This is a genomic window from Sphingomonas sp. NY01, assembly GCF_038809135.1.
In the GTDB taxonomy this organism is placed as follows: domain Bacteria; phylum Pseudomonadota; class Alphaproteobacteria; order Sphingomonadales; family Sphingomonadaceae; genus Sphingomonas; species Sphingomonas carotinifaciens.
In genome coordinates, this window is sequence record NZ_CP101722.1 from 2,889,464 (window position 1) to 2,914,589 (window position 25,126).

Here is a 25,126-nt window from a genome sequence, read left to right on the forward strand (position 1 = left end):
GGTCAGGACGCCTTCGCGCGGGCGGCCAGGGCCGCCTTGCGCGGGGGCAGCGCGGCCAAGATCGCCCGGCGCTCCTTCACCGGCTTGGCGCTCCAGTTCGAGATCTCGCGGATCGTCCGCGCACATCCCACGCACCATCCGGTGCTCTGGTCCATCCGGCAGATATTCACGCACGGCGAGGCGAGGCCGACCGGCTGTGGCACGGTAAAGCTGATGATGTCGTCCAACGGCACGAAACGCCTCGAAATCGCTTACCGGTTGAGCGAGACCATCAGGAATTCCGGAATCGGTCCGTTCCAACCGTCATCGGGCCCCTCGTCGCGCTCGTCGCGGCGCGGACGGCGATCACGGCGTTCGTCACGCGGCGGGCGACGATCCTCGCCGCGATAGGCGGGTGCCTCCGCTGCGGACCGTTCGCCGTCCTCGCGGCGATCGTCACGCACCGGACGGTCCTCGCGGGGCCGTTCCTCACGCGCCGCACGATCCTCACGGGGCCGATCCTCGCGCGCAGGCCGCTCGCGCCGGACACGCTTGGGACGCTCCTCTTCCTCGGCCGCGGGCGGCAGGTCGAGTGGCGCGATCTTCTGACCGGTCAGCTTCTCGATATTGGCGATGTTCTCGGCATCGTCCGGCGTCACGAAGGTGAAGGCGATGCCCGTCGCGCCGCCGCGACCGGTGCGGCCGATGCGGTGCACATAATCGTCGGGATGCCAGGGCGCGTCGAAATTGATGACATGGCTGACACCCTTGATGTCCAGTCCGCGCGCCGCGACGTCGGAGGCGACCAGGATGTTCACGTCACCGCGCTTGAACAGGTCCAGTTCGGCCAGCCGCTGTGGCTGCTCCATGTCGCCGTGAATCTCGCCGGAGCGGAAGCCATGCCGCTTCAGCGACTTGTTCAGTTCGCGCACCGTCGTCTTGCGGTTGCAGAAGATGATCGCGTTGCGCATCCCCTCCTGCTGCAACACCTGGCGCAGGCGCTTGCGCTTTTCGGACGCCTGCGCCGCGACCGGCACCACCCACTGGGTGATGTTCGCGTTGGTGGTCGCCGCGCGCGCGACCTCGATCGTCTTGGGATTTTCCAGGAACTTGTCCGCCAGCTTCTTGATCGGCGGCGGCATCGTTGCGGAAAACAACAGCGTCTGGCGCTGCTTGGGCAGCTTGGTGCAGATTTCCTCGATATCGGGGATGAACCCCATGTCGAGCATCCGGTCCGCCTCGTCGATGACCAGCATCGAACAGCCGGTCAGCAGGATGTTGCCCCGCCCGAACAGGTCCATCAACCGTCCCGGCGTCGCGATCAGCACGTCGACGCCCTTTTCCAGCGCCTTGATCTGGTCGCCCATCGACACGCCGCCGATCAGCAGCGCCATCGACAGCTTGTGGTTCGCGCCATATTTCTCGAAATTCTCGGCCACCTGCGCGGCCAGTTCGCGCGTCGGCTCCAGGATCAGCGAGCGCGGCATGCGCGCCCGGCTGCGCCCCTGGGCCAGAATGTCGATCATCGGCAGCACGAACGATGCCGTCTTGCCGGTCCCCGTCTGGGCGATGCCGATGATGTCGCGCATCATCAGCACCGACGGGATGGCGGACGCCTGGATCGGCGTCGGCTCGGTATAACCGGCATCCGTCACCGTTTGGAGAAGTTCGTCGGATAGGCCGAGATCGGCAAAGCTCATGCAGGGGTCCGGAAATAATGGCGCTGGGGGGACGACACGGCCCCATGCACACGTTCGTCGCGCGCTCGCGGATTTCAGCCGATTTGTCAAGCTTTGCCGCCGCGCGGCACGAGATCACTTGGCGGGAACCAGCGTCCGGAACCGGTCGATCTCGCAGGCCGCGCCCGATCGCATGCGGATCGCATCCCGGTCGGCACAGACGCGCCCGTCGGGCGCGGGCCGCAGATAGAAGCCGGAATAGAAGTCGAGCTGCCGGCATTCCCCGCTCAGCTTGGCGCGCACCCTGCTGCCACCGGTCAGCACCAGATCGACCGAGCCCGTCTCGCTCACCAACGCGCCGGCAAGGGTGGAGGCCGCAATGCATTTCGGCCCCTTGCGCTCCTTCCACTTCGCCGGTGCCATCGGCTGGCGCATCGCCATGCCGACGCGCGGCACCCGCACCACGATTCGCTCGCGCACCGTCATCTGCGTCACCCGCACATGCGGACCATCCGCCGCCCCGATCAGGGCAGGTGTGGCAAGCGCGGCAAGAAGGCGAATCGGTGGGCGAATCATGACAAGATGGCTTCCGCATAAGCCCGATCGTTGAACGTCTCATGAACTCGACCTAAATCCGCGACCGTCATGACCCCTGCGCAAACCCGCCTGATCGACGCGCTTCGCCCGCTGCTGGACGCCAAAGCCATCATCACCGATCGCGACGCGATCGCGCCGTGGGAAACCGACTGGCGCCGCCGCTTCCACGGCCATGCACCCGCGATCCTGGCGCCCGCGACGCGTGACGATGTCGCCGCGATCCTGGCGACCGCCACCGCGCACGGCGTGCCCCTCGTCCCGCAGGGCGGCAACAGTTCGATGGTCGGTGGCGCGACACCCCCGGCCGACGGCAGCGCGCTGATCCTGTCGCTGCGCCGGATGAACCGGATCCGCCACATCGATGCCGCCGCAGGGCTGGCGGTGGCGGAGGCGGGCGTGATCCTGGCCGACCTGCACGATGCGGCGCTCGCCAAAGGCCGGCGCTTCCCGCTGACGCTGGGCGCGCGCGGCAATGCCACGATCGGCGGACTGGTCTCGACCAATGCGGGGGGGACGCAGGTCCTGCGGTTCGGCACGATGCGGGGGCTGGTCGCCGGCGTGGAAGCGGTGCTGCCCGACGGCACGATCCATGACGGCCTGTCCGCGCTGAAAAAAGATAATCGCGGCTATGATCTCGACCAGCTGCTGATCGGGGCGGAGGGGACGCTGGGCGTCGTCACCGCCGCGACGCTGCATCTGGTGCCCGCCATCGCGCAGGCGGCGACCGCCTGGGTCGGGGTGGCCAGCCCGGCGGACGGGCTGGCGCTGCTCCGTCGCCTGCAGGCCGCGACCGACGCGATCGAAAGTTTCGAGATCATGCCCGCCGAAACGCTGGCCGCGGCGGTGGCGCATGTTCCCGGCGCCCGTCCGCCGCTCGCCGGCCATCACGCCTGGCACATCCTGATCGAGGCGACCGCGGCGGATGCGCGGGGCGAGCCGCCGTCGCACCTCCTGGAAACGCTGCTCGCCCGCGCGCTGGAGGCCAATGTCATCGCCGACGCGGTGATCGCCGCCAGCGAGGCGCAGGCGCAGGGCTTCTGGCGGCTGCGCGATTCGCTGTCCGATGCGGAGCGCGCGCTGGGGCCGGCGACGCAGCACGACCTGTCCGTTCCCGTCGACGCGATGCCGCGCTTCATGATCGAGGCGGCCGCCGCCTGCGATGCCCGCTTCCCCGGCACCCATGCATCGGGCTTCGGCCATCTCGGCGACGGCAACATCCATTTCCATGTCCGCAGCGCCCCCGGCACCGATCGCGACCGGTTCTATGCGGAACAGGCGCCGGCAATCACCCGCTTCGTCCATGACCTGGTGGTCGCCTGGGGCGGGTCGATCTCGGCGGAACACGGCATCGGCCAGATGAAGCGCGACGAACTGGCCCGGCTGTCGCCCGCCCGCGTGGCGACGCTGGCGGCGATCAAGCGTGCGGTCGACCCGGCCGGGCTGCTGAACCCGGGCAAACTGGTCGCGCTTGCACCTGACCCCAAGGCCCCATAGACACCGGCAGGTCGCGCGCGGCTCGCCGCCGCCGTTTCATCTTCTGGAGAGTCTTCATGGCCAGCGCGCCGTCGCTTCCGCTTTTCTACAATGGCCTCGAACCGCTTTCGAGCGAGGTTCATGCCAATTACAAGGTGCGCCCGCAGGATACCGCGCCCTTCCTCGTCGGCCAGCACGCGATCCCCGTCACCGTGGACGAATTCCCGCTGGTGCAGCGCTTCATGCCGATCGTCTTCTCGGTCGGTCCGGAGGCGATCCCGCTGGCACTGATGGGCCTGAACGAGGGCGTGAACGTCTTCGTCGACGAGGACGGCAAGCTGAACGAGACCAGCTTCTACGTTCCCGCCTATGTCCGCCGCTATCCCTACATGCTGGCGCGCCTGCGTCCCGAGGCGGAGGAGCTGTCGCTGTGCTTCGACCCGACCTCGCCGACGATCGGCGCGTTCGACGAGGGCGAGGCGCTGTTCGAGGGCAACCAGCCGTCGCAGCTGACGCAGAACATCCTGCAATTCGCCGAGTCGTTCGAGCAGGCGGGCGCCCGCACGCAGAACTTCATGAAGGAACTGCAGGAAATGGACCTGCTGATGGACGGCGAAGTTTCCATCCAGCCGGACGGCGCCGCGCAACCCTTCGTCTATCGCGGCTTCCAGATGATCAATGAAGAGAAGCTGGTCGACATGCGTGGCGATCAGCTGCGCAAGATGAGCCAGTCGGGCATGCTGCCGCTGCTCTACGCCCATCTGTTCTCCCTGTCCCTGATGCGCGACCTCTTTGCCCGTCAGGTTCAGCAAGGCAAGCAGCCGCAGCCGCAGTTCCAGCCCGCTCAGTAAAGGCGGCTCTTTCAGGAAATCGAAGACGCCGATCGCCGGGTCCAGTCGCCACTCCACGGTCGCGACTGGGCTTCACCGGACGATCGCTGCACCGGTTATCGTTAGTCCGGTGATCGGCGTCTTCCTCAATGCGCTGGCGGGCGAGCTGCCCGGCGGCATGCCGATTCAGCGGGCGATCGGCCGGATTGCGCTGGCCTTTATCGATCCCGCGCCCTTCCCCGGGCGTACCGCGGGCGCCGCTGGCTGATGCCACCCGGCAGGGACGTACACCCGCCGCCATCTGATCCTGCGAGGCGATATCATGGCGCGCGCACAGCCGGCGCCGGGGCGTGACGGAAAAATGACGGATCGTGTGCGGCGGGGTTGAACCAAAAGCCGGCTCGCCTATTTATACCCTGTACGACGCCGTGTCCCCCCTTTCGCGGTGTCGTATGACACGCTTTCAGCGTGTCTCCTCCCTGAACCTTGGCCACCTCGCGCACCAATGCGCGGGGTGGTTTTTTATTCGGCGGCCATCTGGCATGCGGCGGACAGCGCCTCGTCCGCCAATGCCGACAGCACCCGCGCGACCAGCGCCGCGGTCTCTCCGAACCCCGGCCCCGGCTGGTCCAGCGCCGTGTCGAGATACAGGCTGCGATCCAGTTCCAGCTGGATGGCATGAATGCCGCGGGCCGGCGCGCCGTGCCGCTCCAGGATATGGGCGCCGGCATAGGGCGTGTTGATCGCCACCGGCACGCCGCAGCGCCGCACCTCCTCCTCCGCCCGCGCCACGAACCGCGCCCCCGCCGCCTTGCCGAACCGGTCCCCCAGGACGACCCTCGCCCCCTCCCCCGTCCCCAGCGGCGGCATCGAGTGCAGATCGAGCAGCACCGCCACCCCGAACCGTTCCCGCGCCCCCTCCAGCAACCCGGCCAGCGCCGCATGATAGGGCCGGTAGTCCGCCACGATCCTCGCCTCCACCTCCGCACCCGAAAACCGCCGCCGCCACAGATCGCCCGCCGCCCCCGTCCGCCGCGGCACCAACCCCAGTCCGCTGCGCAACTTGGCCGAGGCACGCGGCTGCGTCGTCCAGTCGGCGCCCGCATCCACCTTGGGATCGCGCTCCTGCTCGCTGCGGTTGAGGTCGATCCAGGCACGTGGCACCGTCTGGATCAGCGTCGGCTGCCGATCGCGCGCGGCGCGCGCCACCATGTCGACGAAGCGATCCTCCAGCAGCTGCAGCGCCGCCGCCGGCACACGCAGCGCCTCGTGCAGCGCGGGCGGATAGTCGCGCCCGGCATGCGGCACCGACAGGATCACCGGGCCCCGTCGCACGAAATCCCGGTCGCCCGGCATCGCATCAAGGCGCTCGAAGGAAGGGCTCGCCATCGCCCGTCACGCTAGGCGCGACCGTACGCTGCCGCAATCGCTCTGGAAATATTAAGGGGCCCTCCCCTAAGAGGGGCGCAGTTTCACCGGGGCCCAATGATGATCCGAATCCTGCTGGCCGAAGATGACCAGATCATGCGCGAATATCTGACCCGCGCGCTTCAGAAGTCGGGCTATGCGGTCACCGCGGTGGACCGCGGCACCGCCGCCATCCCCTTATTGCAGACCGAACGGTTCGACCTGCTGCTGACCGACATCGTCATGCCGGAAATGGACGGCATCGAACTGGCCCAGCGCGCGGGGGAGATGGTGCCGGATCTGCGCGTGATGTTCATCACCGGGTTCGCCGCGGTCACGCTCAAGGCCGGCCAGGCGATGCCCAACGCCCGCGTCCTGTCCAAACCCTTCCACCTGCGCGACCTGGTGATGGAGGTCGACCGGCTTTTCGAGGCCGATCATGCTGGTGGCACAATTTAGCACCGGATCGATTTAGGACTTGCACACCCGAAACACCCCGGCTAATGCGCCACCTCCGGCGGGCGTGTAGCTCAGTGGTAGAGCACTGTGTTGACATCGCAGGGGTCGCAAGTTCAATCCTTGCCACGCCCACCACTTCAAAAAGCCTCGGATGTCTTCGGACTTCCGGGGCTTTTTAGTTGTCCAGGTCTTGCACACCGCGCCGCTTGGTAAAATCCGCACCGGATTGCCCCCGCCCGATCGATCGTTAAGCTGCGCTCGAACCGGGGGGACAGGAACATGGTCATTCGTGCGATGCGGCTTGGCGCATCGGCCGCCGCAATGCTTGCGGCCACGGCGGGAAGCAGCGCAGTCGCCGCCAGGGGCGCGCAAACGCCTAAAAGCGTGACGTCGGAAAATGCTCGTGGTCGTACGGTGCTTTACGCGCCGGCGCCCGATTGGGTGATCGCCCCGCCCACCGCGGCCGATGCCCCGTTGCCGCCCGGCGCCCCGGTGCGCGTGCTCTATGCCGAACAACAGGTCCGCGTCACCGCCAACGGGCAGGAGGATTACCAGGCCTCCCGCATGAAGTTGCTGTCGCCAGAGGGGCTTGCGGCCGGCAATCTCGCGGTCGCCTGGTCCCCTGCCAGTGAAGAGATGATCGTCCACCGCCTGGCCATCATCCGCGGCGGCCAGACCATCGACATTCTCGCCACCCAGAAGTTCACCGTCATCCAGCGGGAGAATAATCTGGAACAGTCGATGCTCGACGGCGACCTGACCGCGACCTTGCAGACGGCCGGGCTTCAGGTCGGTGACGAGGTCGAGTTCGCGGCAACCAAACGCCATCACGACACCGGCCTTGGCGAACGTGCCGAAGGCTTTCTGCAATTGCCCGTGGTCGGCATGCGCGGGGCCTACCGCGTACGCCTGCTGACCCCCAAGGGGAGCAGCGTCAGCTACCGCGCCACCGCCGATGCGCCGCAGCCGGCGGTCCGTGACCTGGGGAGCGAGACCGAGCGGCAATATCTGCTGACCGACCCGGATACACCGACCGTGCCGGAGGACGCACCGCTGCGCTACCGGATCGCCCGACTGGTGCAGTTCAGCGATTATGCCGATTGGGCGGCGGTCTCCCACGCCTTCGACCCGCTCTACGTCCGCGCCGGCACCCTCGCCGCCGATTCGCCAATCCGGGCGGAGGCGGCGCGGATCGCCGCGACGACCACCGATCCGGCGCGCCGGGTGGAGGCGGCGCTGCGCCTCGTCCAGGATCAGATCCGCTATGTCTATGTCGGGCTGGACGGCGGCAATTACCGCCCGGCCGCAGCGGATGAGACGTGGAAGCGGCGTTTCGGCGACTGCAAGGCCAAGACGGTGCTGCTGATCGCCCTGCTGCGCGAAATGGGGATCGCGGCCGAGCCGGTGCTGGTCGCCAGCAAGGGCGGCGACGGCATCGACCAGCGCCTGCCGACGCCCGGCCTGTTCGACCATGTCGTCGTGCGCGCGACGGTTGCCGGCAAGCCGATCTGGCTCGACGGCACCCGGCTCGGCGACAGGACGCTTGCCACGCTCGATCCGCCGGGGTCGCGCTGGGCCCTGCCGCTGCGCACCGGCAGCGTCGCGCTCGAGGCGATCGCGCCGCGCCCGCCCCGCGTACCGACACGCATCGACGTGGTGGAGATCGATGCATCAGCCGGCTTCGACAAGCCGGGCAGATACCACATCCAGCAGACGCTGCGCGGCGACGAGATCTTTGGGATGCGCGCCCAGCTTGCCGGCGTCGCCGCGTCCGATGCGAACAAGCTCCTCGCCACCTATTGGCGCCAGCAGATGCCCGATGTCGAGCCGAGCCGGACGGGCTGGCGCTTCGATGACGACAATCGCCTGTTGGTGCTCGACATGGAGGGCGAGGGGAAGGTCGACTGGGACGGCGACGACAAGGACGGTCACACGCACTACCTGTTCAGCGGCGGCTTTTCCCCGCCGAACGAGCGTAAACGGCCCAAGGACCAGCCGCAGGACGCGCCGTTCGCCAATGACTATCCGGCGTTCACCTGCTCGGCGACGACGGTGAAGGTGCCGCCCGCGGGCAAGGGCCTGTACTGGAGCTTCTCGTCCAGGCCGATGGATAGCAGCCTGGGTGGCGTCGCCTATTGGCGGATCGCGTCGTTCGATGGGCAAACCGCGCGGATGGTGCGCAGCTACCGTGTCGACGTGCCGGAAATCAGCGCGGCCGATGCCGCCGCCCTGAACGCAGCGATCCCCAACTTCGACAACAACAAGTCCTATGTCTGGGAAACAAAGCGCAAGCCGAGCCTGAGCGGGCAACTGGACGCAGCCGGCCATTTCGGCAGCTTTGCCGAGTTCGCAGGCGCCGCGCCACCCTGCCAGAGCGAAGTCAGACGCGATAAGACATCGTAATCAATGGGAAAGCCGGGGTCCTCGGACCCTGGCGACCGTGCCGCGCGATCGTCGCTGCGATGACGGTGTAAGATTGGTCGGGGCGACAGGATTCGAACCTGCGACCCCCACACCCCCAGTGTGATGCGCTACCAGGCTGCGCTACGCCCCGACCAGAGCCGGCGCCTCTAGGCCCAGTTTGCGTGCAACGCAAGCCCCAAGCGCGTGGAGTAGCTGCAACCGTCGCCGGGATGCCCCGCTTATGCGGCCGTCCATTGCGCGTTCGCCCCGGCAATGGTAGCGGGCACCGCTTAATCGCCTGGCCGTTTCGCGACGTCCATGCCCACCAGTCACGAACGGGTCCGATGTTCATTTCCACCGCATTTGCACAGGGCGCCGCCGGCGCCGCGTCACCGGGCGGGTTCGCCTCGTTCCTCAGCCTCGCGCCGCTGCTCCTCGTCTTTGTCGTCTTCTATTTCCTGATGATCCGCCCGCAGCAGCGCCGGATGAAGCAGCTTCAGGCGGCCGTGGAGGGCGTGAAGAAGGGCGATTCGGTCACCACCGCCGGCGGCATCGTCGGCCGGGTGACCCGCGTCGAGGACAAGCTGGTCGAGGTGGAGATCGCCCCCAATGTCCGCGTCCGCGTGGTCAAGGCGACGCTGACCGACGTCGCGAATCCGCTCGCCAAGCCCGCGAACGACTGATCCCATGCTGGACTTCCCCCGCTGGAAGGTCGCCTCGATCGTCGCCCTGATCGCGGTCCTGTGTGCGCTTTCCATTCCGAGCTTCCTGCCCGAGCGCATCACCAACGGGTGGGGCGCGTTCCCGCATCCGAAGGTCAATTTCGGACTCGACCTTGCCGGCGGCAGCTATCTGCTGCTGGAGGCCGACACGCAGGATCTGGCCAATTCGCGGCTGGAGACGATGCGCGACCAGGTGGCGACCGAGATGCGCCGCCAGAATCCGCGCATCGCGATCGGCGACATCTCGACCCGCGGCGGGCAGCTCAGCTTCATGCTGCGCGACGCGTCCCAGGTCGATGCCGCGCGCGAGCGCCTGCTGGCGATCACCGGCGGCGGGGCGGGCATGACCGGCCAGCGTGAGTGGGATATCCAGGTCGTCGACACCAGCCGCTTCGTGCTGAAGCCGACCCAGGCCGGGCTCAACCAGGCGGTCAACACCGCGATGGGCGACGCGACCGAGGTCGTGCGTCGCCGTATCGACGAACTGGGCACGCGCGAACCGACGATCGTGCGCCAGGGCGCCAACCGCATCGTCGTGCAGGTGCCGGGTCTTCAGGACCCGCAGGCGCTGAAGGACCTGCTCGGCAAGACCGCGCGGCTGGAGTTCAAGCTGGTCGACACGACCGCGAACCCCGCCGAACTGCTCAAGGGCAATGCACCTCCGGGCAGCCAGATCCTGCCCTATCCCGACAATCCGCTGGGCGTGCCGGTGATCGCGGTCACGCGGCCCGTCATCATCTCCGGCGACCAGTTGGTCGATGCGCAACAGACCTTCGACCAGCAGACCAACGCGCCGCAGGTGGCGATCACCTTCGACAGCCAGGGCGGCCGCAAGTTCGCCCGCGTGACGCAGGAGAATACGAACAAACCGTTCGCGATTATCCTCGACAACAAGGTGATTTCCGCGCCCAACATCAACGAGCCGATCCTGGGTGGTCGCGCGTCGATCTCGGGCAATTTCACCGTGCAGACCGCGAACGAGCTCGCCATCGCGCTGCGCTCGGGTAAGCTGCCGATCGCGCTCAAGGTAATCGAGGAGCGCACCGTCGGCGCCGAACTGGGCAACGACTCGATCCGCGCGGGCGTGCTCGCCTCGATCGTCGCGGTGGTCGCGGTCGTCATCTTCATGCTGGTGACCTATGGTCGCTTCGGTTTCTATGCGAACCTGGCGGTGGTCATCAACGTCCTCATAATCCTGGCGGTGATGGCGATGATCGGCGCGACACTGACCCTGCCCGGCATCGCAGGCTTTGTGTTGACCATCGGCACCGCGGTCGACGCCAACGTGCTGATCAACGAGCGTATTCGCGAGGAACGGCGACGCGGGCGCAACGTCGTGCAGGCCGTCGAGCTTGGCTACAAGGAGGCCAGCCGCACGATCTTCGAGGCGAACACGACCCATGCCATCTCGGGCGTCATCATGCTGATGCTGGGCTCCGGCCCGGTCAAGGGCTTCGCGGTCGTGCTGCTGATCGGCATCGTCACCAGCGTGTTCACCGCCGTCACCTTCACCCGCATGCTTGTGGCTTTGTGGCTCCGCCGCACCAAGCCCAAGACGATCAACATTTGAGGCGGGAGAAGAACCCATGCGTCTCCTGAAACTCGTCCGCGACGATACCAACATCGATTTCGTCCGCCTGCGCGGCTGGGCGTTCGGCCTCACCCTGTTGCTGACCGTGCTCGCGGTCGGCGTCACCTTCGCCAAGGGCCTCAATCTGGGCGTCGACTTCGTCGGCGGCCTGATGATCGAGGAAAGCTTCCCCACCAAGCCGTCGATGGACCGGCTGCGCACGGTGGTGGACGATCTGGGCGTGGGCGAGGCGAACCTGCAGGCGGTGGGCGACGGTCGCACCGTCACCATCCGCCTGCCCGTCCCCTCCTCCACCGATGAAGGTGCGACCAACGCGGTCGTCCGCAAGGTGGAAGCCGCCGTGGGCAAGGCGTTCCCCGGCGCCACCTTCTCGCGCTACGACACCGTGTCGGGCAAGGTGTCCGGCGAGCTGATCCGCAACGGCCTGCTCGCGGTCGTGCTGGCGGTGCTGGGCATCGGCCTGTTCGCCATCTTCCGCTTCGAATGGCAGTTCGGCATCTCGACGATCGTGGCCATCGTCCACGATCTGCTCGTCACGCTGGGCTTCTTCGCGATCACGCAGTTCGAACTCGACCTGACGATCATCGCCGCCTTCCTGACCATCATCGGCTATTCGATCAACGACAAGATCGTGATCGACGATCGCATCCGCGAGAATATGCGCCGTTATCGCAAGATGGAGATGCGCGACATCATCAACCTGTCGGTCAACGAAACGCTGCCCCGCACGGTGATGACCTCGGTCACCATCCTGCTGGCGCTGTTCGCGCTGCTGATGCTGGGCGGCCATGTGCTGCGCGGCTTCACCGCGGCGATGATCCTGGGCATCGTGGTCGGCACCTATTCGTCGATCTACGTCTCGTCGTCGCTGCTCATCACGCTGGGCCTGCGCGCCGAGCCGAACCGCGAAAAGCCGGGCACCACCGACAAGCGCCCCGTGCCGGAGGCGGAGCGCATCACCCCGCGGGAGCGCTGATGCGCGTCACCCGCGACCCATTGGCGCCCGGTCCGATCGTGGCCGGCTTCTCCGGCAACGGCTTCCGGGTGGGCGAGATCGCCTATCCGGCGCTGCTCCTCAGCCCGGACTGGCACGAGGACTGGGCGCCGCCGCCGCTCGATGCGCTGACGGTCGAGGCGCTGGCCGGGCTGATCGCGGAACGCCCCGAATTTATCCTGATCGGCACTGGCGCGACGCTGCGCCGTCCGCCCCAGGCGCTGGTCCGCGCGCTGGAGGACCGCAACATCGGCGTGGAGGTGCTGAACAGCCGCACCGCCGCGCGCGACTGGGGCGTGCTGCGCGGCGAGGGTCGCCAGATCGGCGCCGCGCTCTACCCGCTGGACGCCTGACGCCGCGCCACCAGTCCGGCCAGATGCGCGTGCAGCGTCGCGGCATTAGTGTCCCAGCTGAAGTTCTCGACACTGGCGCGCACCGCGGCCGGATCGGGCGCATCGGCCAGCACCGCGGCGATCCCCGCCGCAAAGGCCGCGGCATCGCGCGCGACGATCCGGCCGGCGGTCGGCCCGGTCACCACCTCCCCCGCCCCGCCGGCCCCGGTAACCACGATCGGCGTGCCACAGGCCAGCGCCTCCACCCAGGCATTGGCCAGCCCTTCGGAGGAGGAGGCAAGCGCCATCACATCCGCCATCGCCAGCAGGTGCGGCATGTCGTCATGCGCCACCCCGCCCAGCAACCTCGCCCGGTCGCCGATCCCAAGTGAAACGATCCGCGCGGTCAGGCTGGCGCGCTCCGGCCCCTCGCCCGCGATCCACACATTGACGCCGGGCAGCCGCGCCACCGCATCCAGCACGATGTCATGCCCCTTGCGCGGGATCAGCGCCCCCAGCGACACGATCAGCGGCCCGGTCACGCCTGCCGCCCGCTTCGCCTCGCTGCGGTCCTGCGGGCGGAAGCGGTCATGATCAATGCCGGTATGATGCACCGCGATCCGCTCACCCCGCATGCCCAGCGCGATCATGTCGTCGCGCATCGCCCCGCTGACCGCCAGCATGCCGTCCGCCCCTCGCGCCGCGGCCAGCACCTGCCCGGCGGTCGCCCCCTCGCGGCCCCACAAGTGGATGTCGGCCCCCCGCGCCTTGATCGACACCGGCACGCCGTAGCGACGCCCGAGCGCCACGGCCGCCGGCCCGTCGGGAAAGAAGAAGGATGCGTCGATGACATCGAACGGCATTTCGCCGTGAAGCCGGTCGAGCAGCGGGATCAACGCCGCGACCAGGGCGCGAACGTGCCAGCGTCCCTTCGTTCCTGGCACGGTGGTGAAGCGCGGCCGGTACACCCTCAGCCCCCGCCAGATCTCCTCACGTGGCAAGGCCGCCATCGCGGCAAAGCGCAAGCCCCGGCGCAGCGGCCACGCTGGAAGGCCGATCGGCGCGACCACGGTCACCGCCACGCCCTCTCGCCGCGCCAGCCCGGCCGTCTGCCGCTCCACGAAGATGCCGAAATTCGGCCGGGTCGAATCGGGAAACAGCGAGGACAGGGTCAGGACGTGCAGCATCGCCGTCATCCTAGCGCCAAAGCGTTAACCGCGCCTGCCGTACGGCCGTTCACGGGTGGGCAAGTTCGCACCTGACAAAATGCGGTCGCGGCCATATCGTGGTCCGCAACATACGGGGGATATGTTGCATGAAGTTTCGGAAATCGGGTGCGGCGATCGCGATCGCCGCCATGCTGTCGGCCTGCGGCGGCGACGACGGCGGCAGTGGCGCCGGAACGTCTGCCGGCGGGACTGCCACAGGTACGACCGTCAACGGCTGCTCGTTGGCGGCGCGTCAGGAATGGGCCGCGCAGCAGTTGCGCGAATGGTATCTGTTCCCGGAAACGCTGCCGGCCAATCTGAACTCGGGCGCCTACACCACCATCGATGACTATATCGATGCGCTGACCGCCACCGCCCGCAGCCAGAGCAAGGATCGCTACTTCACCCACATCACCTCGATTCGCGAAGAAAATGCCTATTACGAGTCGGGCGCCAGTGCCGGCTTCGGCCTTCGCTTCACGCTGGACGCCAGCCGGACGCGCCTGATGATCGCCGAGGCGTTCGAGGGCGGACCGGGCTTGGCCGCCGGCATCGACCGCGGTGCGGAACTGGTCGGCATCGGCACCACCACCGGCAATGTACGCAGCATTCAGGATATCGTCACCGCCAACCGGCAGACCGGGCTGGAGGATGCACTCGGCCCCGATACCGCCGGCACGACCCGCGTGCTGCGCATCGCCGCCAACGGCACCACCCGCGACATCAGCGTGACCAAGGCCAATTTCGCGCTGCAGCCGGTATCGCCGCGCTATGGCACGCAGATCATCAACGATGAGGGACGGCGCGTCGGCTATCTGAACCTGCGCACCTTCATCAACACCGCCGACCCGCAACTGCGCGCCGCCTTTGCGACGTTCAAGCAGCAGGGGGTCACCGACGTGGTGATCGACCTGCGCTACAATGGCGGTGGCCTGATCGACACCGCGGAGCTGTTCAGCGACCTGCTGGGCGGCGCCCGCCAGTCGAGCGAGGTGCAAAGCTACACCAGCTTCCGCCCCGACAAGGCGAGCCGCAACACCACCCGCCTGTTCCAGCCACAGCCCGAGTCGATCGCGCCCACCCGCATCGCCTTTATCGGCACCGGCGGCACGGCCTCGGCCAGCGAGCTGGTGATCAATGCCGCGATCCCCTATTTCCGCGCGAATGCCGCGCTGATCGGGACGAACACCTATGGCAAGCCGGTGGGACAGATCGCGCTGGACCGTCCCGAGTGCGACGATCGCCTGCGCGTGGTTGCGCTGGCGACGCAGAATGCCGACCGCCAGGGGGAATATTACACGGGGCTCGCCGGCTTCGTGAAGGCAAGCTGCCAGGCGGGGGATGACCTGTCCCGTCCGCTTGGCGATCCGCAGGAGGCCTCGCTGCGCGCGGCGCTCAATTTCCTGGCCGGCCGCACCTGCACGCCGATCAATACGTCCGGCAATGCCGCGGCACGAAGCCTCCCGGCCTCGTCCTACCGCCTGCTGACCCCGACCCGGCCGACGACCCCGCAACGCGAGGTGCCGGGCCTGTTCTGACGGGTCATCGGCCCTCCCCTTGTCGGGAGGGCCGATGCCGCCCGATTACAGCCGCGTGGTGCCCGGATAGGCGAACAGCGCATCGCCGCCCTCGCCCAGCGACACGGTCTCGCTGCCCGTCACCGTCACGCAACTACCGGCGGAGAACGCGACGCCCGCGACCTCGCCCGCGCCGGTGATCGGTACCAGCCAGCCGGTCCGCCCTTCGGGCAGCGTCACCGCGTGTTCGCCCGCGGACCAGCGCTCCAGCACGAATTTCGGCCCTTCGACCAGGATGGTGCGCCCCTCGCCCACCGGGCCGGGCGAGGTGATCGGTTGGTACGGCTCCAGATGCGCGACCTCGACGCCGTCGGTCAGGTGCAGTTCGCGCTCGCTGCCATAATCGTACAGGCGATAGGTGGTTTCCGAATTCTGCTGCACCTCGATCAGGGTCAGCCCGCCACCGATCGCATGCACCGTGCCCGACGGCGCATAGTAGAAATCGCCCGCCTTGACCGGCACCCAGTCCAGATCCTGCTCGATCGACCCATCCTGCGCGTCGGCGCGGAGCTGGTCCTTGCTGATCGGCTGCTTGGGGCCGAGCGCGATCGTCGAATCGGGCTGTGCCGCCAGGATCGTCCAGCACTCGTCCTTGCCCCGCGGCAGGCCGCGGGCCTGTGCCTGTGCGTCGTCCGGGTGGACCTGCACCGACAGCTTCTCGCTGGTGAACAGATATTTGATCAGCAGGTCGGGCGTCGTGTCGCCCGGCTCCTGGAACCAAACCTCGCCGATCGGCGCGCCGCCTTCGGGCGCATCCTCGAAACCGGGGTACAAGCTATGGCGACCCCAGGGCTTTTCAACGCGGTGGGTGTGGAGCAGCGTAGCCGGCATGGCGAACATCCTTTGCGGGTAAACGATAGGAACGTGGGCCCCGCATTGCCCTGATCCCGCGGTCATGCAAGGGGACTGTTCGGCTCGCCAACGCTCGGCTAAGGAAATCCCCGCAATGCGTATCCCCCAGTCCCGAGCGCTGTCGCTGGCGCTGATCGCCGCCCTGGCCCTTCCCATCGCCGGTTGCGCGCGCAACCGTGCCCGCACCGACCTGCCCTATGTCGCGCGCGACGTCGGCACGCTCTACACCACCGCCAAAAATCGGCTGGACCAGGGACGCTTCAAGGAAGCGGCGCTGCTCTTCGACGAGGTGGAGCGTCAGCATCCCTATTCGATCTGGGCCCGCCGCGCGCAGTTGATGAGCGCGTTCAGCTATTATCTGTCGCGCGATTACACGCAGGCGATCCAGTCGGCGCAGCGCTTCCTGTCGGTTCACCCCGGCAACCGCGACGCGCCCTACGCCTATTACCTGATCGCGCTCAGCTATTACGAGCAGATCACCGACGTGACCCGCGATCAGAAGATCACCCGTCAGGCGCTCGACGCGCTGGGCGAGCTGATGCGCCGCTATCCCAACACGCGCTATGCGGCCGATGCCCGCCTGAAGGTCGATCTCGTCAACGACCATCTCGCCGGCAAGGAAATGGAGATTGGACGCTTCTACGAGGGGCGCGGCCAGTGGCTCGCCGCCTCCATGCGCTTCCGCACCGTGATCGATCAGTATCAGACGACGACCCACGCGCCAGAGGCGCTGATGCGCCTGACCGAAACCTATCTGGCGCTCGGCGTCCCGAACGAGGCACAGCGCTCCGCGGCCGTGCTGGGCAGGAACTATCCGGGTTCCGACTGGTACAAGCGCGCCTATCGCCTGATGGAGCAGCATCCCGCCAAGCCGCTCCCGCCGGTCGCCCCCGGCCAGCCGGTGGTACCGGACGGCACGCCCGGATCGGTCAACACCGGCCTGCCCGGCGAAAGCGGCAGCGGCACGCCGACCACCGGCCCGGCCACCCAGCCCTCCACCGTCGGCCCGAACAGCAGCCCCAATACCGGCGGCCGCACCAACTGATCGACAGCCCCACCCCCGCCGCCCGGCCGGGGCGGGGCCGTATCTCGGAAGGATCACGTCCGGGCGATCTCCCACCGTTCGTCCCGGATTGATCCCCACCCCCGTCGTCTCGGATCGGTCCCCCCCCGTTCGTCTCGAGTAGGCGTCGAGTAGCGGCAAAGCCGCGTATCGAGACGACGTATCGAGAGACACGCCGCCGCGTGTGACACCGTCTCGATACGAGGCCTCGACACGAACGGCTCAGGACGACGCACCCCCGCCTCGGCGCCGCCCCGAACAAATCGTGACCATGGATGCGCAAAAGGGATAACGGCGGCCGCGAAAACCGCCTATATCGCGCATCATGCTGACTGCGCTGTCCATCCGCGACGTGGTATTGATCGAGGCGCTCGATCTTGATTTCGGCTTCGGCCTGGGCGTGCTGACCGGGGAGACCGGTGCGGGCAAGTCGATCCTGCTCGATGCGCTGGGCCTTGCGCTGGGTGGCCGCGGCGACAGCGGGCTCGTCCGCCACGGCGCGGCGCAGGCGGTGGTGACCGCCACCTTCGAGCCCCCCGTGCCCGGCAGCCGCCTCGCCGCGATCCTGGACGATGCTGGGGTCGAGATCGAACCCGGCGAGCCGCTGTTCGTCCGCCGCCTCGTCAAGGCCGATGGCGGCAGCCGCGGCTTCGTCAACGACCAGCCGGCATCGGCCGCCCTGCTGCGCGAAATGGCGCCCTTTCTGGTCGAGGTGCACGGCCAGCATGATGATCGCGGCCTGCTGAACCCGCGCGGCCACCGCGCGCTGCTCGACAGCTTTGCCCGCATCGATACCGGCGCCGCCGCCACCGCCTGGCGGACATGGCGTGCGGCGGAGGCCGAGCTGGACGCCGCCCGTGCCGAGATCGAGACCGCGGCGCGCGACCGCGAATGGCTGGAACATGCGGTTGCCGAGCTGACCAAGCTTGCGCCCGAGCCCGGTGAGGAGGAGGCGCTGGCCGACAAGCGTCGCACCATGCAGCGTTCCGAAAAGATCGCCGGCGAACTGGCGGCGATCGACGAATATCTGGAAGGATCGGATGGCGGCCTTGCCCGCCTGCGTCAGGCCGCCCGCGTGTTGGAGCGCATTGCCGAGGATCACCCGGCGCTGGGCGACGCGCTGGCCGCGGTCGACCGCGCGGTGATCGAGGCGTCGGTGGCCGAGGAAAGACTGGCCGAGGCGCGCCTGTCGCTCGCCTATGATCCCCGCGCGCTGGAGGATGACGAGGCGCGGCTGTTCGAACTGCGCGGCATGGCGCGCAAGCACCGGGTCCAGCCCGATGACCTGGCAGCACTTGCCGACGATCTGCGCGGCCGTCTGGAGCGGCTGGAGGCGGGCGAAGGCGGCATCGCCAAGCTGGAAAAGCGCGCCCTGTCCGCCCGCACGGCCTATGACAGCGCCGCCGCTGCTCTGTCCAAGCAACGCCATGCCGCCGCCCAGCGCCTCGACGCCGCGGTAAAGGGCGAGTTGGCCCCGCTGAAGCTGGACGCCGCCCGTTTCCGCACCGTCGTCGTGGCGCTGGAGGAAAGCGGCTGGTCCGGCGCCGGCAAGGACCGCGTGGAATTCGAGATTGCGACCAACCCCGGCGCGCCCTTCGCACCCCTGGTCAAGATCGCCAGCGGCGGCGAATTGTCGCGCTTCATCCTCGCGCTGAAGGTCGCTCTGGCCGAGGAGGGGGGTGCTGCGACGATGGTCTTTGACGAGATCGATCGCGGCGTCGGCGGCGCGGTCGCCTCCGCGATCGGTGAGCGGCTGCACCGGCTGGCGACGCGCACCCAGTTGCTGGTCGTCACCCACAGCCCGCAGGTGGCGGCGCGTGGCGCGGCGCATCTGCTGATCGCCAAGTCGCATGACGGTACGGTGACGCGCACCGGCGTGCGGGCCTTGTCGGATGCCGAACGGCGCGAGGAGATCGCCCGGATGCTGTCCGGCGCGACGATCACCGACGAGGCACGCGCCCAGGCCGAACGGCTGCTGGAGACGGCCTGAACCTGTTGATGGGCTGGCTGGATGGGCTGGCGGCTTGATCGCCGGGCACCGACTGGCCTAGCAACCGATCCGTGACCAAAGCCCCCCTCCCCACCACCGATCTTCAGGCCGCCGCCGAGCTCGAATCGCTCAGCCAGACGATCGCGCATCACAACCGGCTCTATCATACCGACGACGCGCCGGAGATTTCCGACGCCGACTATGACGCATTGGTCCGTCGCAATGCCGCGCTGGAGGCTGCCTTTCCGCATCTGGTGCGCGCCGACTCGCCCAGTCGCCGGGTCGGCGCCGCGCCGGCCGGCCATCTCGCCAAGGTCGCGCATGCCCGGCCGATGATGAGCCTGGACAATGCCTTTGCCGATGACGAGGTCGCCGAATTCGTCGCCCGCGTCCGCCGCTATCTGAAACTGGCGGAGGACGTGCTCGTCACGCTTACCGCCGAACCCAAGATCGACGGTCTGTCCTGCTCCTTGCGCTACGAGCGGGGCCAGCTGGTCCAGGCACTCACCCGCGGCGACGGCACCACGGGCGAGGACGTCACCGCCAATGTCCGCACCATCGCCGACATCCCCGCCACCTTCCACGGCGACGCGCCCGACATTTTCGAGGTGCGCGGCGAGGTCTATATGGCCAAGGCCGATTTCGCCGCGCTCAACGCCCGCCTGCTTGCCGAGGCGGACAGCCCGGAAAAGGCGCGGCAGTTCGCCAATCCGCGCAATGCCGCCGCCGGATCGCTGCGCCAGAAGGACGCCGCGGTCACCGCCACCCGCCCTTTGCGCTTCCTGGCGCATGGCTGGGGCGAGGTCAGCGCGATGCCCGCCGATACGCAAAGCGGCGTCGTGGCGGCGATCCGTGCCTGGGGCTTTCCCGTCGCCGACGATTTTGCCCGGTGCGAGGGGGTGGACGATGCCCTGGCCCGATATCGCATGATCGAGGCGAAGCGTGCCGACCTGCCCTTCGACATCGACGGTGTCGTCTACAAGGTCGATCGCCTCGACTGGCAGCAGCGGCTGGGTCAGGTCGCACGTGCCCCGCGCTGGGCGCTGGCGCATAAATTTCCCGCCGAACGCGCGCAGACCACGCTGAACGCGATCGATATCCAGGTCGGCCGCACCGGCAAGCTGACCCCCGTCGCGCGGCTGGAGCCGGTGACGGTCGGCGGCGTCGTCGTCACCAACGCCACGCTGCACAATGCCGACGAGGTCGGCCGGCTGGGCGTGCATCCCGGCGACCGCGTCGTCCTGCAACGCGCCGGCGACGTCATTCCGCAGATCGTCGAGAATCTGTCGCGCGACGACGCACGCGCGCCCTGGCCCTTTCCCACCCACTGCCCCGAATGCGGATCAGCGGCCGAGCGCGCGCCCGGCGAGGTCGACTGGCGCTGTTCGGGCGGCCTTGTCTGTCCGGCGCAGCGCGTCGAGCGGCTCCGCCATTTCGTCTCGCGCCACGCGCTCGACATCGACGGCATGGGAATAACCACGATCGAGGCGTTCTTTCGGGACGGCCTGATCCAGACGCCCGCGGATATCTTCCGCCTGACCGAGGACGTGCTCCTCGGCCGCGAGCGCTGGGCGGAGGTATCCGCACGCAATCTGATCGCGGCGATCGACGCCCGCCGCGCACCGCCCCTTGACCGCTTCCTCTTCGCGCTCGGCATCCGCCACGTCGGCGAAGTCACCGCCCGCGACCTTGCCCGTCGCTGGACCAGCTGGGCCGCCCTCACCGACATGATCGCCCGCGCCCAGTCCGAGCGCGACTCCATCCCCCCCGCCCTCGCCGAATCCGACGACAAGCACCTCGCCCGCGTTGCCAAGGCGCTCGCCGCCGTGGTCGACACCAAACAGGTCGGCCCCGAAGTCGCCCTGGCACTGGTCGATTTCTTTGCGGAGCCACATAACAGGCAAGCGGTGCAGGATCTGCTGACGCAGGTCACGCCTGCCGACATCGTGTGGCAGACGCGTACCTCCGATGTCAGCGGCAAGACGCTGGTCTTCACCGGCACGCTGGAGACCCTGTCGCGCGACGAGGCCAAGGCGCAGGCCGAGGCGCTGGGCGCCCGCGTCTCCGGCTCGGTCAGTGCCAAGACGGACCTGGTGATCGCCGGCCCTGGCGCCGGATCGAAACTGAAAAAAGCCAGCGACTTAGGCATCAAGGTCATCGACGAGGCGGAATGGAACGCGCTGGTGGCGGCAACCGGCTGACCGAGGTTAACCCGCCGCAAAAAGGTCATAATTCGTGGCTTTTTTGCAACGCAACACGGCTGAATTCCGCGAGTGTTACAGCGGCATAGCGACTGTAACAGAAACGCAATACTCCATGGGCAGGGGCTCGCCTAACCGGTCCTTCAGACCACCGGTCGGCGCGCTGCGCAAAGGGGTATAATTCAATGCGAACCAATTTGTTCCTGGGTGTGGCCGCGGTCGCGCTCGTGATGCCGGTGGCTGCCACCGCACAGGAAACGACGTCGGCGATCCGCGGCACCGTGACGGCAGGCGGCACGCCCGTCGCCGGCGCGACCGTGACGATCGTCAACGTTCCCACCGGAACCACGTCGACCACGACGACCGACGCCAATGGCGGCTTCTCGTCGACCGGCCTGCGCCCCGGCGGCCCTTACACCGTGTCGGTCGCTGCCGCCGGTTACCAGGGTGCACAGGTCACCGACATCCAGACCGTGGTCGCCCAGTCCTTCGAACTGCCGATCGAACTGACTGCCGCCACGACCGCCGACGCGGGTGAAGGCGAAGAAATCGTCATCAGCGCCGCACGCCTGCCCAATGCGCGCACCGTGTCGCAGGGCCCGGCGACCGTCCTCAACGCCGACGACATCGCCAACATCGCCAGCCTCAACCGCGACATTCGCGACCTGTCGCGTCGTGACCCGTTTGCCCGTCTGGACGACACGCCGACCGGCGGTCGCGCCATCTCCTTCGCCGGCCAGAACGCACGCTACAACCGCTTCACCGTGGACGGTGTGCCGATCACCGACAATTTCGGCCTGAACGCCGACGGTCTGCCCAGCCGCCGCTCGCCGATCCCGTTCGACGCGATCGGCCAGTTCCAGGCGCAGGTCGCTCCCTATGACGTTCGCCAGGGCAACTTCCAGGGCGGCGCGATCAACATCATCCTGAAGTCGGGCACCAACGACTTCCACGGCACCGGCTTCTATGCGCGCTCGGGCGACGAGTTCGTCGGCAAGCGCACCAGCAACGGCCCCGGCATCCCCAATGGCCGCGCTGCGGTGCCGAACTTCAAGATCGACAATTTCGGCGCCGAGCTGTCGGGCCCGATCATCCGCGACAAGCTGTTCTTCATGGTGGCGGGCGAGCGTCTGCGCGGCGGCCGCCCGATCCCGGAAGGCCCCGTCGACAACAATGCCGGTACCGCGATCCCCAATCTGAGCCAGGCACAGGTCGACCAGGTTTCGGATATCGCACAGCGCATCTATGGCTATGATACGGGCGGCGTGCAGCGCAGCCTGAACGACAAGGACGACCGCGTCGTCGCGCGCATCGACGCCAACCTTTCCGACACGCAGCGCCTGGCGCTGACCTATACCTATGCCGATGACGGCATCACGCTGCTGAACAACACTTTCAGCACGATCACCACCGGCAGCCCGGGCCTGGGCCTGGCGTCAAACGCCTATACGCAGGGCAACCGCCTGCACACCGGCGTGGTGCAGTTGAACTCGGACTGGACCGACACCTTCTCGACCGAAGCGCGCGGCTTCTACAAGCACTATACGCGTATCCAGGAGCCGCTGCTCGGCCGTGGTTTCGCGCAGATGCGCGTCTGCACCAACCCCGTCTCGCAAGGGTCGCTGACGGGTTGCGAAGGCCGCGCCGGCCAGTCCGGCACCGATGCCGTTGTGGCCTTCGGCCCGGACAGCTCGCGCCAGACCAACCAGCTCTACACCGAGACCTGGGGTGGCCTGTTGCAGGCCCGTCTGACGATGAACGACCATGACGTCCGCGTCTTCACCGAGATCCAGGACGTGTCGGTCTTCAACTCGTTCCTGCAGAACAGCGCCGGCGCCTATTATTTCGACTCGATCGCCGACTTCGAGGCACGTCGCGCCAGCACCTTCCAGTACGGCAACGCGATCCGCGACAATAACGGTCTGCCGGCCTTCAATCCGGACGCGGCGGCCGCTCGTTTCGGCTACCAGAGCTACACGTTCGGCGTCATGGACAACTGGCGTGTCACCCCCACGCTGACCTTCAGCTACGGCGCACGCTACGATCTCTATGCGATGCATGACCGCCCCGTGCTCAGCAACGCGTACCTGACCCGTTACGCCAACGGCGCGATCGTCAACGGCGAGCGCAAGACGATCGCCGGCAACACCACCAACATCTCCGGCTTCAACCTCTTCCAGCCGCGCATCGGCTTCGACTGGAAGCCGGCCCGCCGGCTCTCGATCCGCGGTGGCGGCGGCATCTTCGGCGGCGGCACCCCCGACGTCTATGTGTCGAACAGCTTCTCGAACACCGGTGTGCTGACCAACTCGCTGTCGCTGACCCGTACGGCGACCGGCTATAACGGCTTCCCCGGCGGCACCGACGCGGCAACGCAGATCGCGGTCGGCAATGCGGCGCTGAACGGCGTCACCGGCAACTCGATCCCGGGTTCGGTGAACACCACGCTGGGCAACGCCGCGATCGCCACCAGCGCCACGGTCAACGCGCTCGATCCGAACTTCAAGGTGCCGTCGCAGTGGCGCACCACGCTGTCGGGTGAGTATAACGCCGATCTGGGCCCGCTGGGCGACAACTGGATCTTCGGCGCCGACTTCCTGTATTCGCGCGTCCGCAACCAGGTGTATTTCACCGACATCCGTTCGCAGCCGATCGCCGGTTCGCTGACCCCGGACGGCCGTCAGCGTTACCAGAACATCATCGACGGCGCGGCCAGCACCAACACCAACACCGACATCCTGCTGACCAACACCACGCGGGGTCGTTCGTACATCGCGGTCGCGCGCTTCGAAAAGGCGTGGGACCTCGGCCTGACGATCAACGGCAGCTTCACCTATGCCGATGTGAGGGACCAGGCGCCGGCGACCTCGTCGACGGCGGGTTCGAACTACAGCAACGGTGCATTCGTTGATCCGAACAACGTTGCCTATGGCATCTCGAACGACCAGGTGAAGTACTTCTTCAAGTACGGCGTCAACTTCGACCATGCCTTCTTCGGCGACTACAAGACGCAGATCGGCCTGTTCGGCGAAACCCGTATCGGTCACCCGTTCAGCTACACCTTCCAGGACTATCAGCCCTCGGGCGGTACGCCGCGCTCGGCGATCTTCGGCACCACCGGCCGCAGCACGGCGACCGGCACCGGCGGCAACCGTTACCTGATGTACGTGCCGACCGTGAACGATCCGCTCGTGTCGTACAGCAGCGTCGAATACGCCAATGCCGTCAACGCGTTCATCGACGCATCGGGCCTGGGCAAGTATCGTGGCCGCGTCGCGCCGCGTAACGCGTTCAACTCGCGCTGGTTCACCCGTCTCGACCTGCACGTCTCGCAGGAAATCCCGACCGGCTTCGGCGGCTCGCGCCTCCAGGTCTTCGCGGACATCGAGAACTTCACCAACTTCATCAACAAGAAGTGGGGCCAGCTGCGCGAGTACACCTTCCCGTACAACGCGGCGGTCACCCAGGTGCAGTGTCTGACGGCGCCGGTTGCGACCGGTACCGCGCCGACGGCGGCGCAGACCACGGCCAATGCCGGCCAGGCCTGCAACCAGTACCGCTACTCGCCGCTCGGTGGCACGACCAGCTTCACGACCCCGACCGATCAGGTCTATGTGAACCAGTCGCTCTACTCGATCCGCGTCGGCGCGCGCTTCACCTTCTGATCCGCGTTACCACCGCCTGACCGAAGGCCGTCGCTCCCTTGACCGGAGCGGCGGCCTTCGCCGTTTTTGCACCGGCGCCCGGGTGCGTGTAGAGCTGGCATTGC

At 67.6% G+C, this 25,126-nt stretch carries 20 protein-coding genes and 2 tRNA genes; 15 read left to right on the forward strand and 7 right to left on the reverse strand.

Annotation, left to right across the window (positions count from 1 at the left end):
- Positions 1–2: 2 nt before the first annotated feature.
- The 3 genes from NPJ82_RS14030 to NPJ82_RS14040 all read right to left on the reverse strand — a co-directional run bounded on the left by NPJ82_RS14030 (position 3) and on the right by NPJ82_RS14040 (position 2,234).
- Positions 3–227, reverse strand: coding sequence for a DUF1289 domain-containing protein (locus NPJ82_RS14030; RefSeq protein ID WP_342657725.1), 225 nt, complete (start codon positions 225–227; stop codon positions 3–5).
- Positions 228–251: 24 nt separating this feature from the next.
- Complete coding sequence (locus NPJ82_RS14035; RefSeq protein ID WP_342657726.1) at positions 252–1,679, reverse strand: DEAD/DEAH box helicase; 1,428 nt, start codon at positions 1,677–1,679, stop codon at positions 252–254.
- A gap of 114 nt (positions 1,680–1,793) precedes the next feature.
- Entirely contained in the window at positions 1,794–2,234 is a 441-nt protein-coding gene (locus NPJ82_RS14040; RefSeq protein ID WP_112381355.1) for a hypothetical protein, read from the reverse strand.
- 69 nt (positions 2,235–2,303) lie between these two features.
- On the opposite strand from NPJ82_RS14040, the gene NPJ82_RS14045 reads away from it, so the two are divergent.
- The 3 genes from NPJ82_RS14045 (at position 2,304) to NPJ82_RS14055 (ending at position 4,826) form a co-directional block, all read left to right on the forward strand.
- The gene (locus NPJ82_RS14045; protein WP_149681062.1) at positions 2,304–3,749 is read left to right on the forward strand and encodes an FAD-binding oxidoreductase; all 1,446 of its coding nucleotides are present in this window, start codon (positions 2,304–2,306) and stop codon (positions 3,747–3,749) included.
- 56 nt (positions 3,750–3,805) lie between these two features.
- A complete protein-coding gene (locus NPJ82_RS14050) occupies positions 3,806–4,579 on the forward strand; it encodes a SapC family protein (protein ID WP_149681063.1) in 774 nt (257 codons plus the stop codon).
- A 109-nt stretch (positions 4,580–4,688) separates the two neighbouring features.
- The gene (locus NPJ82_RS14055; RefSeq protein ID WP_342657727.1) at positions 4,689–4,826 is read left to right on the forward strand and encodes a hypothetical protein; all 138 of its coding nucleotides are present in this window, start codon (positions 4,689–4,691) and stop codon (positions 4,824–4,826) included.
- A 254-nt stretch (positions 4,827–5,080) separates the two neighbouring features.
- Here the strand turns inward: NPJ82_RS14055 and NPJ82_RS14060 are convergent, their stop codons facing one another.
- Positions 5,081–5,947, reverse strand: a complete 867-nt coding sequence (locus NPJ82_RS14060) for an N-formylglutamate amidohydrolase (RefSeq protein ID WP_342657728.1) — start codon at positions 5,945–5,947, stop codon at positions 5,081–5,083.
- Between the two features lie 99 nt (positions 5,948–6,046).
- Here NPJ82_RS14060 and NPJ82_RS14065 point away from each other — a divergent pair, with 99 nt between their 5' ends.
- The 3 genes from NPJ82_RS14065 (at position 6,047) to NPJ82_RS14075 (ending at position 8,827) form a co-directional block, all read left to right on the forward strand.
- Complete coding sequence (locus NPJ82_RS14065) at positions 6,047–6,424, forward strand: response regulator (protein WP_112381766.1); 378 nt, start codon at positions 6,047–6,049, stop codon at positions 6,422–6,424.
- Positions 6,425–6,484: 60 nt separating this feature from the next.
- Positions 6,485–6,559: transfer RNA gene (locus tag NPJ82_RS14070), tRNA-Val, on the forward strand.
- Between the two features lie 306 nt (positions 6,560–6,865).
- The gene (locus NPJ82_RS14075) at positions 6,866–8,827 is read left to right on the forward strand and encodes a DUF3857 domain-containing protein (protein WP_342657729.1); all 1,962 of its coding nucleotides are present in this window, start codon (positions 6,866–6,868) and stop codon (positions 8,825–8,827) included.
- Between the two features lie 74 nt (positions 8,828–8,901).
- On the opposite strand, the gene NPJ82_RS14080 is transcribed toward NPJ82_RS14075, so the two are convergent.
- Positions 8,902–8,978 (reverse strand) — tRNA-Pro (locus NPJ82_RS14080).
- Positions 8,979–9,171: 193 nt separating this feature from the next.
- Between NPJ82_RS14080 and yajC the strand changes: the two genes are divergently transcribed.
- The 4 genes from yajC to NPJ82_RS14100 are packed head-to-tail and all read left to right on the forward strand — an operon-like array spanning position 9,172 to position 12,487.
- The gene (gene yajC, locus NPJ82_RS14085; RefSeq protein ID WP_160146726.1) at positions 9,172–9,510 is read left to right on the forward strand and encodes a preprotein translocase subunit YajC; all 339 of its coding nucleotides are present in this window, start codon (positions 9,172–9,174) and stop codon (positions 9,508–9,510) included.
- A 4-nt stretch (positions 9,511–9,514) separates the two neighbouring features.
- Positions 9,515–11,119 carry a protein translocase subunit SecD gene (secD, locus tag NPJ82_RS14090; RefSeq protein ID WP_112381381.1) on the forward strand — a complete coding sequence of 535 codons (1,605 nt, stop codon included), beginning with the start codon at positions 9,515–9,517 and terminating at the stop codon, positions 11,117–11,119.
- A gap of 16 nt (positions 11,120–11,135) precedes the next feature.
- Positions 11,136–12,116: a protein translocase subunit SecF gene (gene secF / locus NPJ82_RS14095; protein ID WP_149681082.1), complete on the forward strand. Its 981-nt coding sequence runs from the start codon at positions 11,136–11,138 to the stop codon at positions 12,114–12,116.
- A complete protein-coding gene (locus NPJ82_RS14100; RefSeq protein ID WP_267351201.1) occupies positions 12,116–12,487 on the forward strand; it encodes an Mth938-like domain-containing protein in 372 nt (123 codons plus the stop codon). Before secF ends, NPJ82_RS14100 begins: the two co-directional genes overlap by 1 nt.
- Here the strand turns inward: NPJ82_RS14100 and NPJ82_RS14105 are convergent.
- Positions 12,469–13,653 (reverse strand): glycosyltransferase, encoded by a 1,185-nt coding sequence (locus NPJ82_RS14105; RefSeq protein ID WP_342659028.1) that lies wholly within the window; start codon positions 13,651–13,653, stop codon positions 12,469–12,471. The two genes, NPJ82_RS14100 and NPJ82_RS14105, sit on opposite strands and share 19 nt — an antisense overlap.
- Positions 13,654–13,781: 128 nt before the next feature.
- Here NPJ82_RS14105 and NPJ82_RS14110 point away from each other — a divergent pair, with 128 nt between their 5' ends.
- Entirely contained in the window at positions 13,782–15,212 is a 1,431-nt protein-coding gene (locus tag NPJ82_RS14110; protein ID WP_342657730.1) for a S41 family peptidase, read from the forward strand.
- 45 nt (positions 15,213–15,257) lie between these two features.
- On the opposite strand, the gene NPJ82_RS14115 is transcribed toward NPJ82_RS14110, so the two are convergent.
- Positions 15,258–16,082 carry a class I mannose-6-phosphate isomerase gene (locus tag NPJ82_RS14115; RefSeq protein ID WP_342657731.1) on the reverse strand — a complete coding sequence of 275 codons (825 nt, stop codon included), beginning with the start codon at positions 16,080–16,082 and terminating at the stop codon, positions 15,258–15,260.
- A gap of 115 nt (positions 16,083–16,197) precedes the next feature.
- Here NPJ82_RS14115 and NPJ82_RS14120 point away from each other — a divergent pair, with 115 nt between their 5' ends.
- The 4 genes from NPJ82_RS14120 (at position 16,198) to NPJ82_RS14135 (ending at position 25,022) form a co-directional block, all read left to right on the forward strand.
- Positions 16,198–17,148, forward strand: a complete 951-nt coding sequence (locus NPJ82_RS14120) for an outer membrane protein assembly factor BamD (RefSeq protein ID WP_112381384.1) — start codon at positions 16,198–16,200, stop codon at positions 17,146–17,148.
- Between the two features lie 343 nt (positions 17,149–17,491).
- Entirely contained in the window at positions 17,492–19,156 is a 1,665-nt protein-coding gene (gene recN / locus NPJ82_RS14125; protein ID WP_342657732.1) for a DNA repair protein RecN, read from the forward strand.
- Between the two features lie 71 nt (positions 19,157–19,227).
- Positions 19,228–21,357: an NAD-dependent DNA ligase LigA gene (gene ligA / locus NPJ82_RS14130; RefSeq protein WP_342657733.1), complete on the forward strand. Its 2,130-nt coding sequence runs from the start codon at positions 19,228–19,230 to the stop codon at positions 21,355–21,357.
- 185 nt (positions 21,358–21,542) lie between these two features.
- Complete coding sequence (locus NPJ82_RS14135; protein ID WP_342657734.1) at positions 21,543–25,022, forward strand: carboxypeptidase regulatory-like domain-containing protein; 3,480 nt, start codon at positions 21,543–21,545, stop codon at positions 25,020–25,022.
- The last annotated feature ends 104 nt before the right edge of the window (positions 25,023–25,126 follow it).

Coding starts and splice junctions, on each gene's coding strand:
- NPJ82_RS14105 (WP_342659028.1), bottom strand. CDS start 13,653: ATGCTGCACGTCCTGACCCTGTCCTCGCTGTTTCCCGATTCGACCCGG.
- recN (WP_342657732.1), top strand. CDS start 17,492: ATGCTGACTGCGCTGTCCATCCGCGACGTGGTATTGATCGAGGCGCTC.
- NPJ82_RS14060 (WP_342657728.1), bottom strand. CDS start 5,947: ATGGCGAGCCCTTCCTTCGAGCGCCTTGATGCGATGCCGGGCGACCGG.
- NPJ82_RS14035 (WP_342657726.1), bottom strand. CDS start 1,679: ATGAGCTTTGCCGATCTCGGCCTATCCGACGAACTTCTCCAAACGGTG.
- NPJ82_RS14065 (WP_112381766.1), top strand. CDS start 6,047: ATGATCCGAATCCTGCTGGCCGAAGATGACCAGATCATGCGCGAATAT.
- NPJ82_RS14110 (WP_342657730.1), top strand. CDS start 13,782: ATGAAGTTTCGGAAATCGGGTGCGGCGATCGCGATCGCCGCCATGCTG.
- NPJ82_RS14120 (WP_112381384.1), top strand. CDS start 16,198: ATGCGTATCCCCCAGTCCCGAGCGCTGTCGCTGGCGCTGATCGCCGCC.
- secF (WP_149681082.1), top strand. CDS start 11,136: ATGCGTCTCCTGAAACTCGTCCGCGACGATACCAACATCGATTTCGTC.
- NPJ82_RS14135 (WP_342657734.1), top strand. CDS start 21,543: ATGCGAACCAATTTGTTCCTGGGTGTGGCCGCGGTCGCGCTCGTGATG.
- NPJ82_RS14050 (WP_149681063.1), top strand. CDS start 3,806: ATGGCCAGCGCGCCGTCGCTTCCGCTTTTCTACAATGGCCTCGAACCG.
- NPJ82_RS14040 (WP_112381355.1), bottom strand. CDS start 2,234: ATGATTCGCCCACCGATTCGCCTTCTTGCCGCGCTTGCCACACCTGCC.
- secD (WP_112381381.1), top strand. CDS start 9,515: ATGCTGGACTTCCCCCGCTGGAAGGTCGCCTCGATCGTCGCCCTGATC.
- NPJ82_RS14100 (WP_267351201.1), top strand. CDS start 12,116: ATGCGCGTCACCCGCGACCCATTGGCGCCCGGTCCGATCGTGGCCGGC.
- yajC (WP_160146726.1), top strand. CDS start 9,172: ATGTTCATTTCCACCGCATTTGCACAGGGCGCCGCCGGCGCCGCGTCA.
- NPJ82_RS14115 (WP_342657731.1), bottom strand. CDS start 16,082: ATGCCGGCTACGCTGCTCCACACCCACCGCGTTGAAAAGCCCTGGGGT.
- NPJ82_RS14045 (WP_149681062.1), top strand. CDS start 2,304: ATGACCCCTGCGCAAACCCGCCTGATCGACGCGCTTCGCCCGCTGCTG.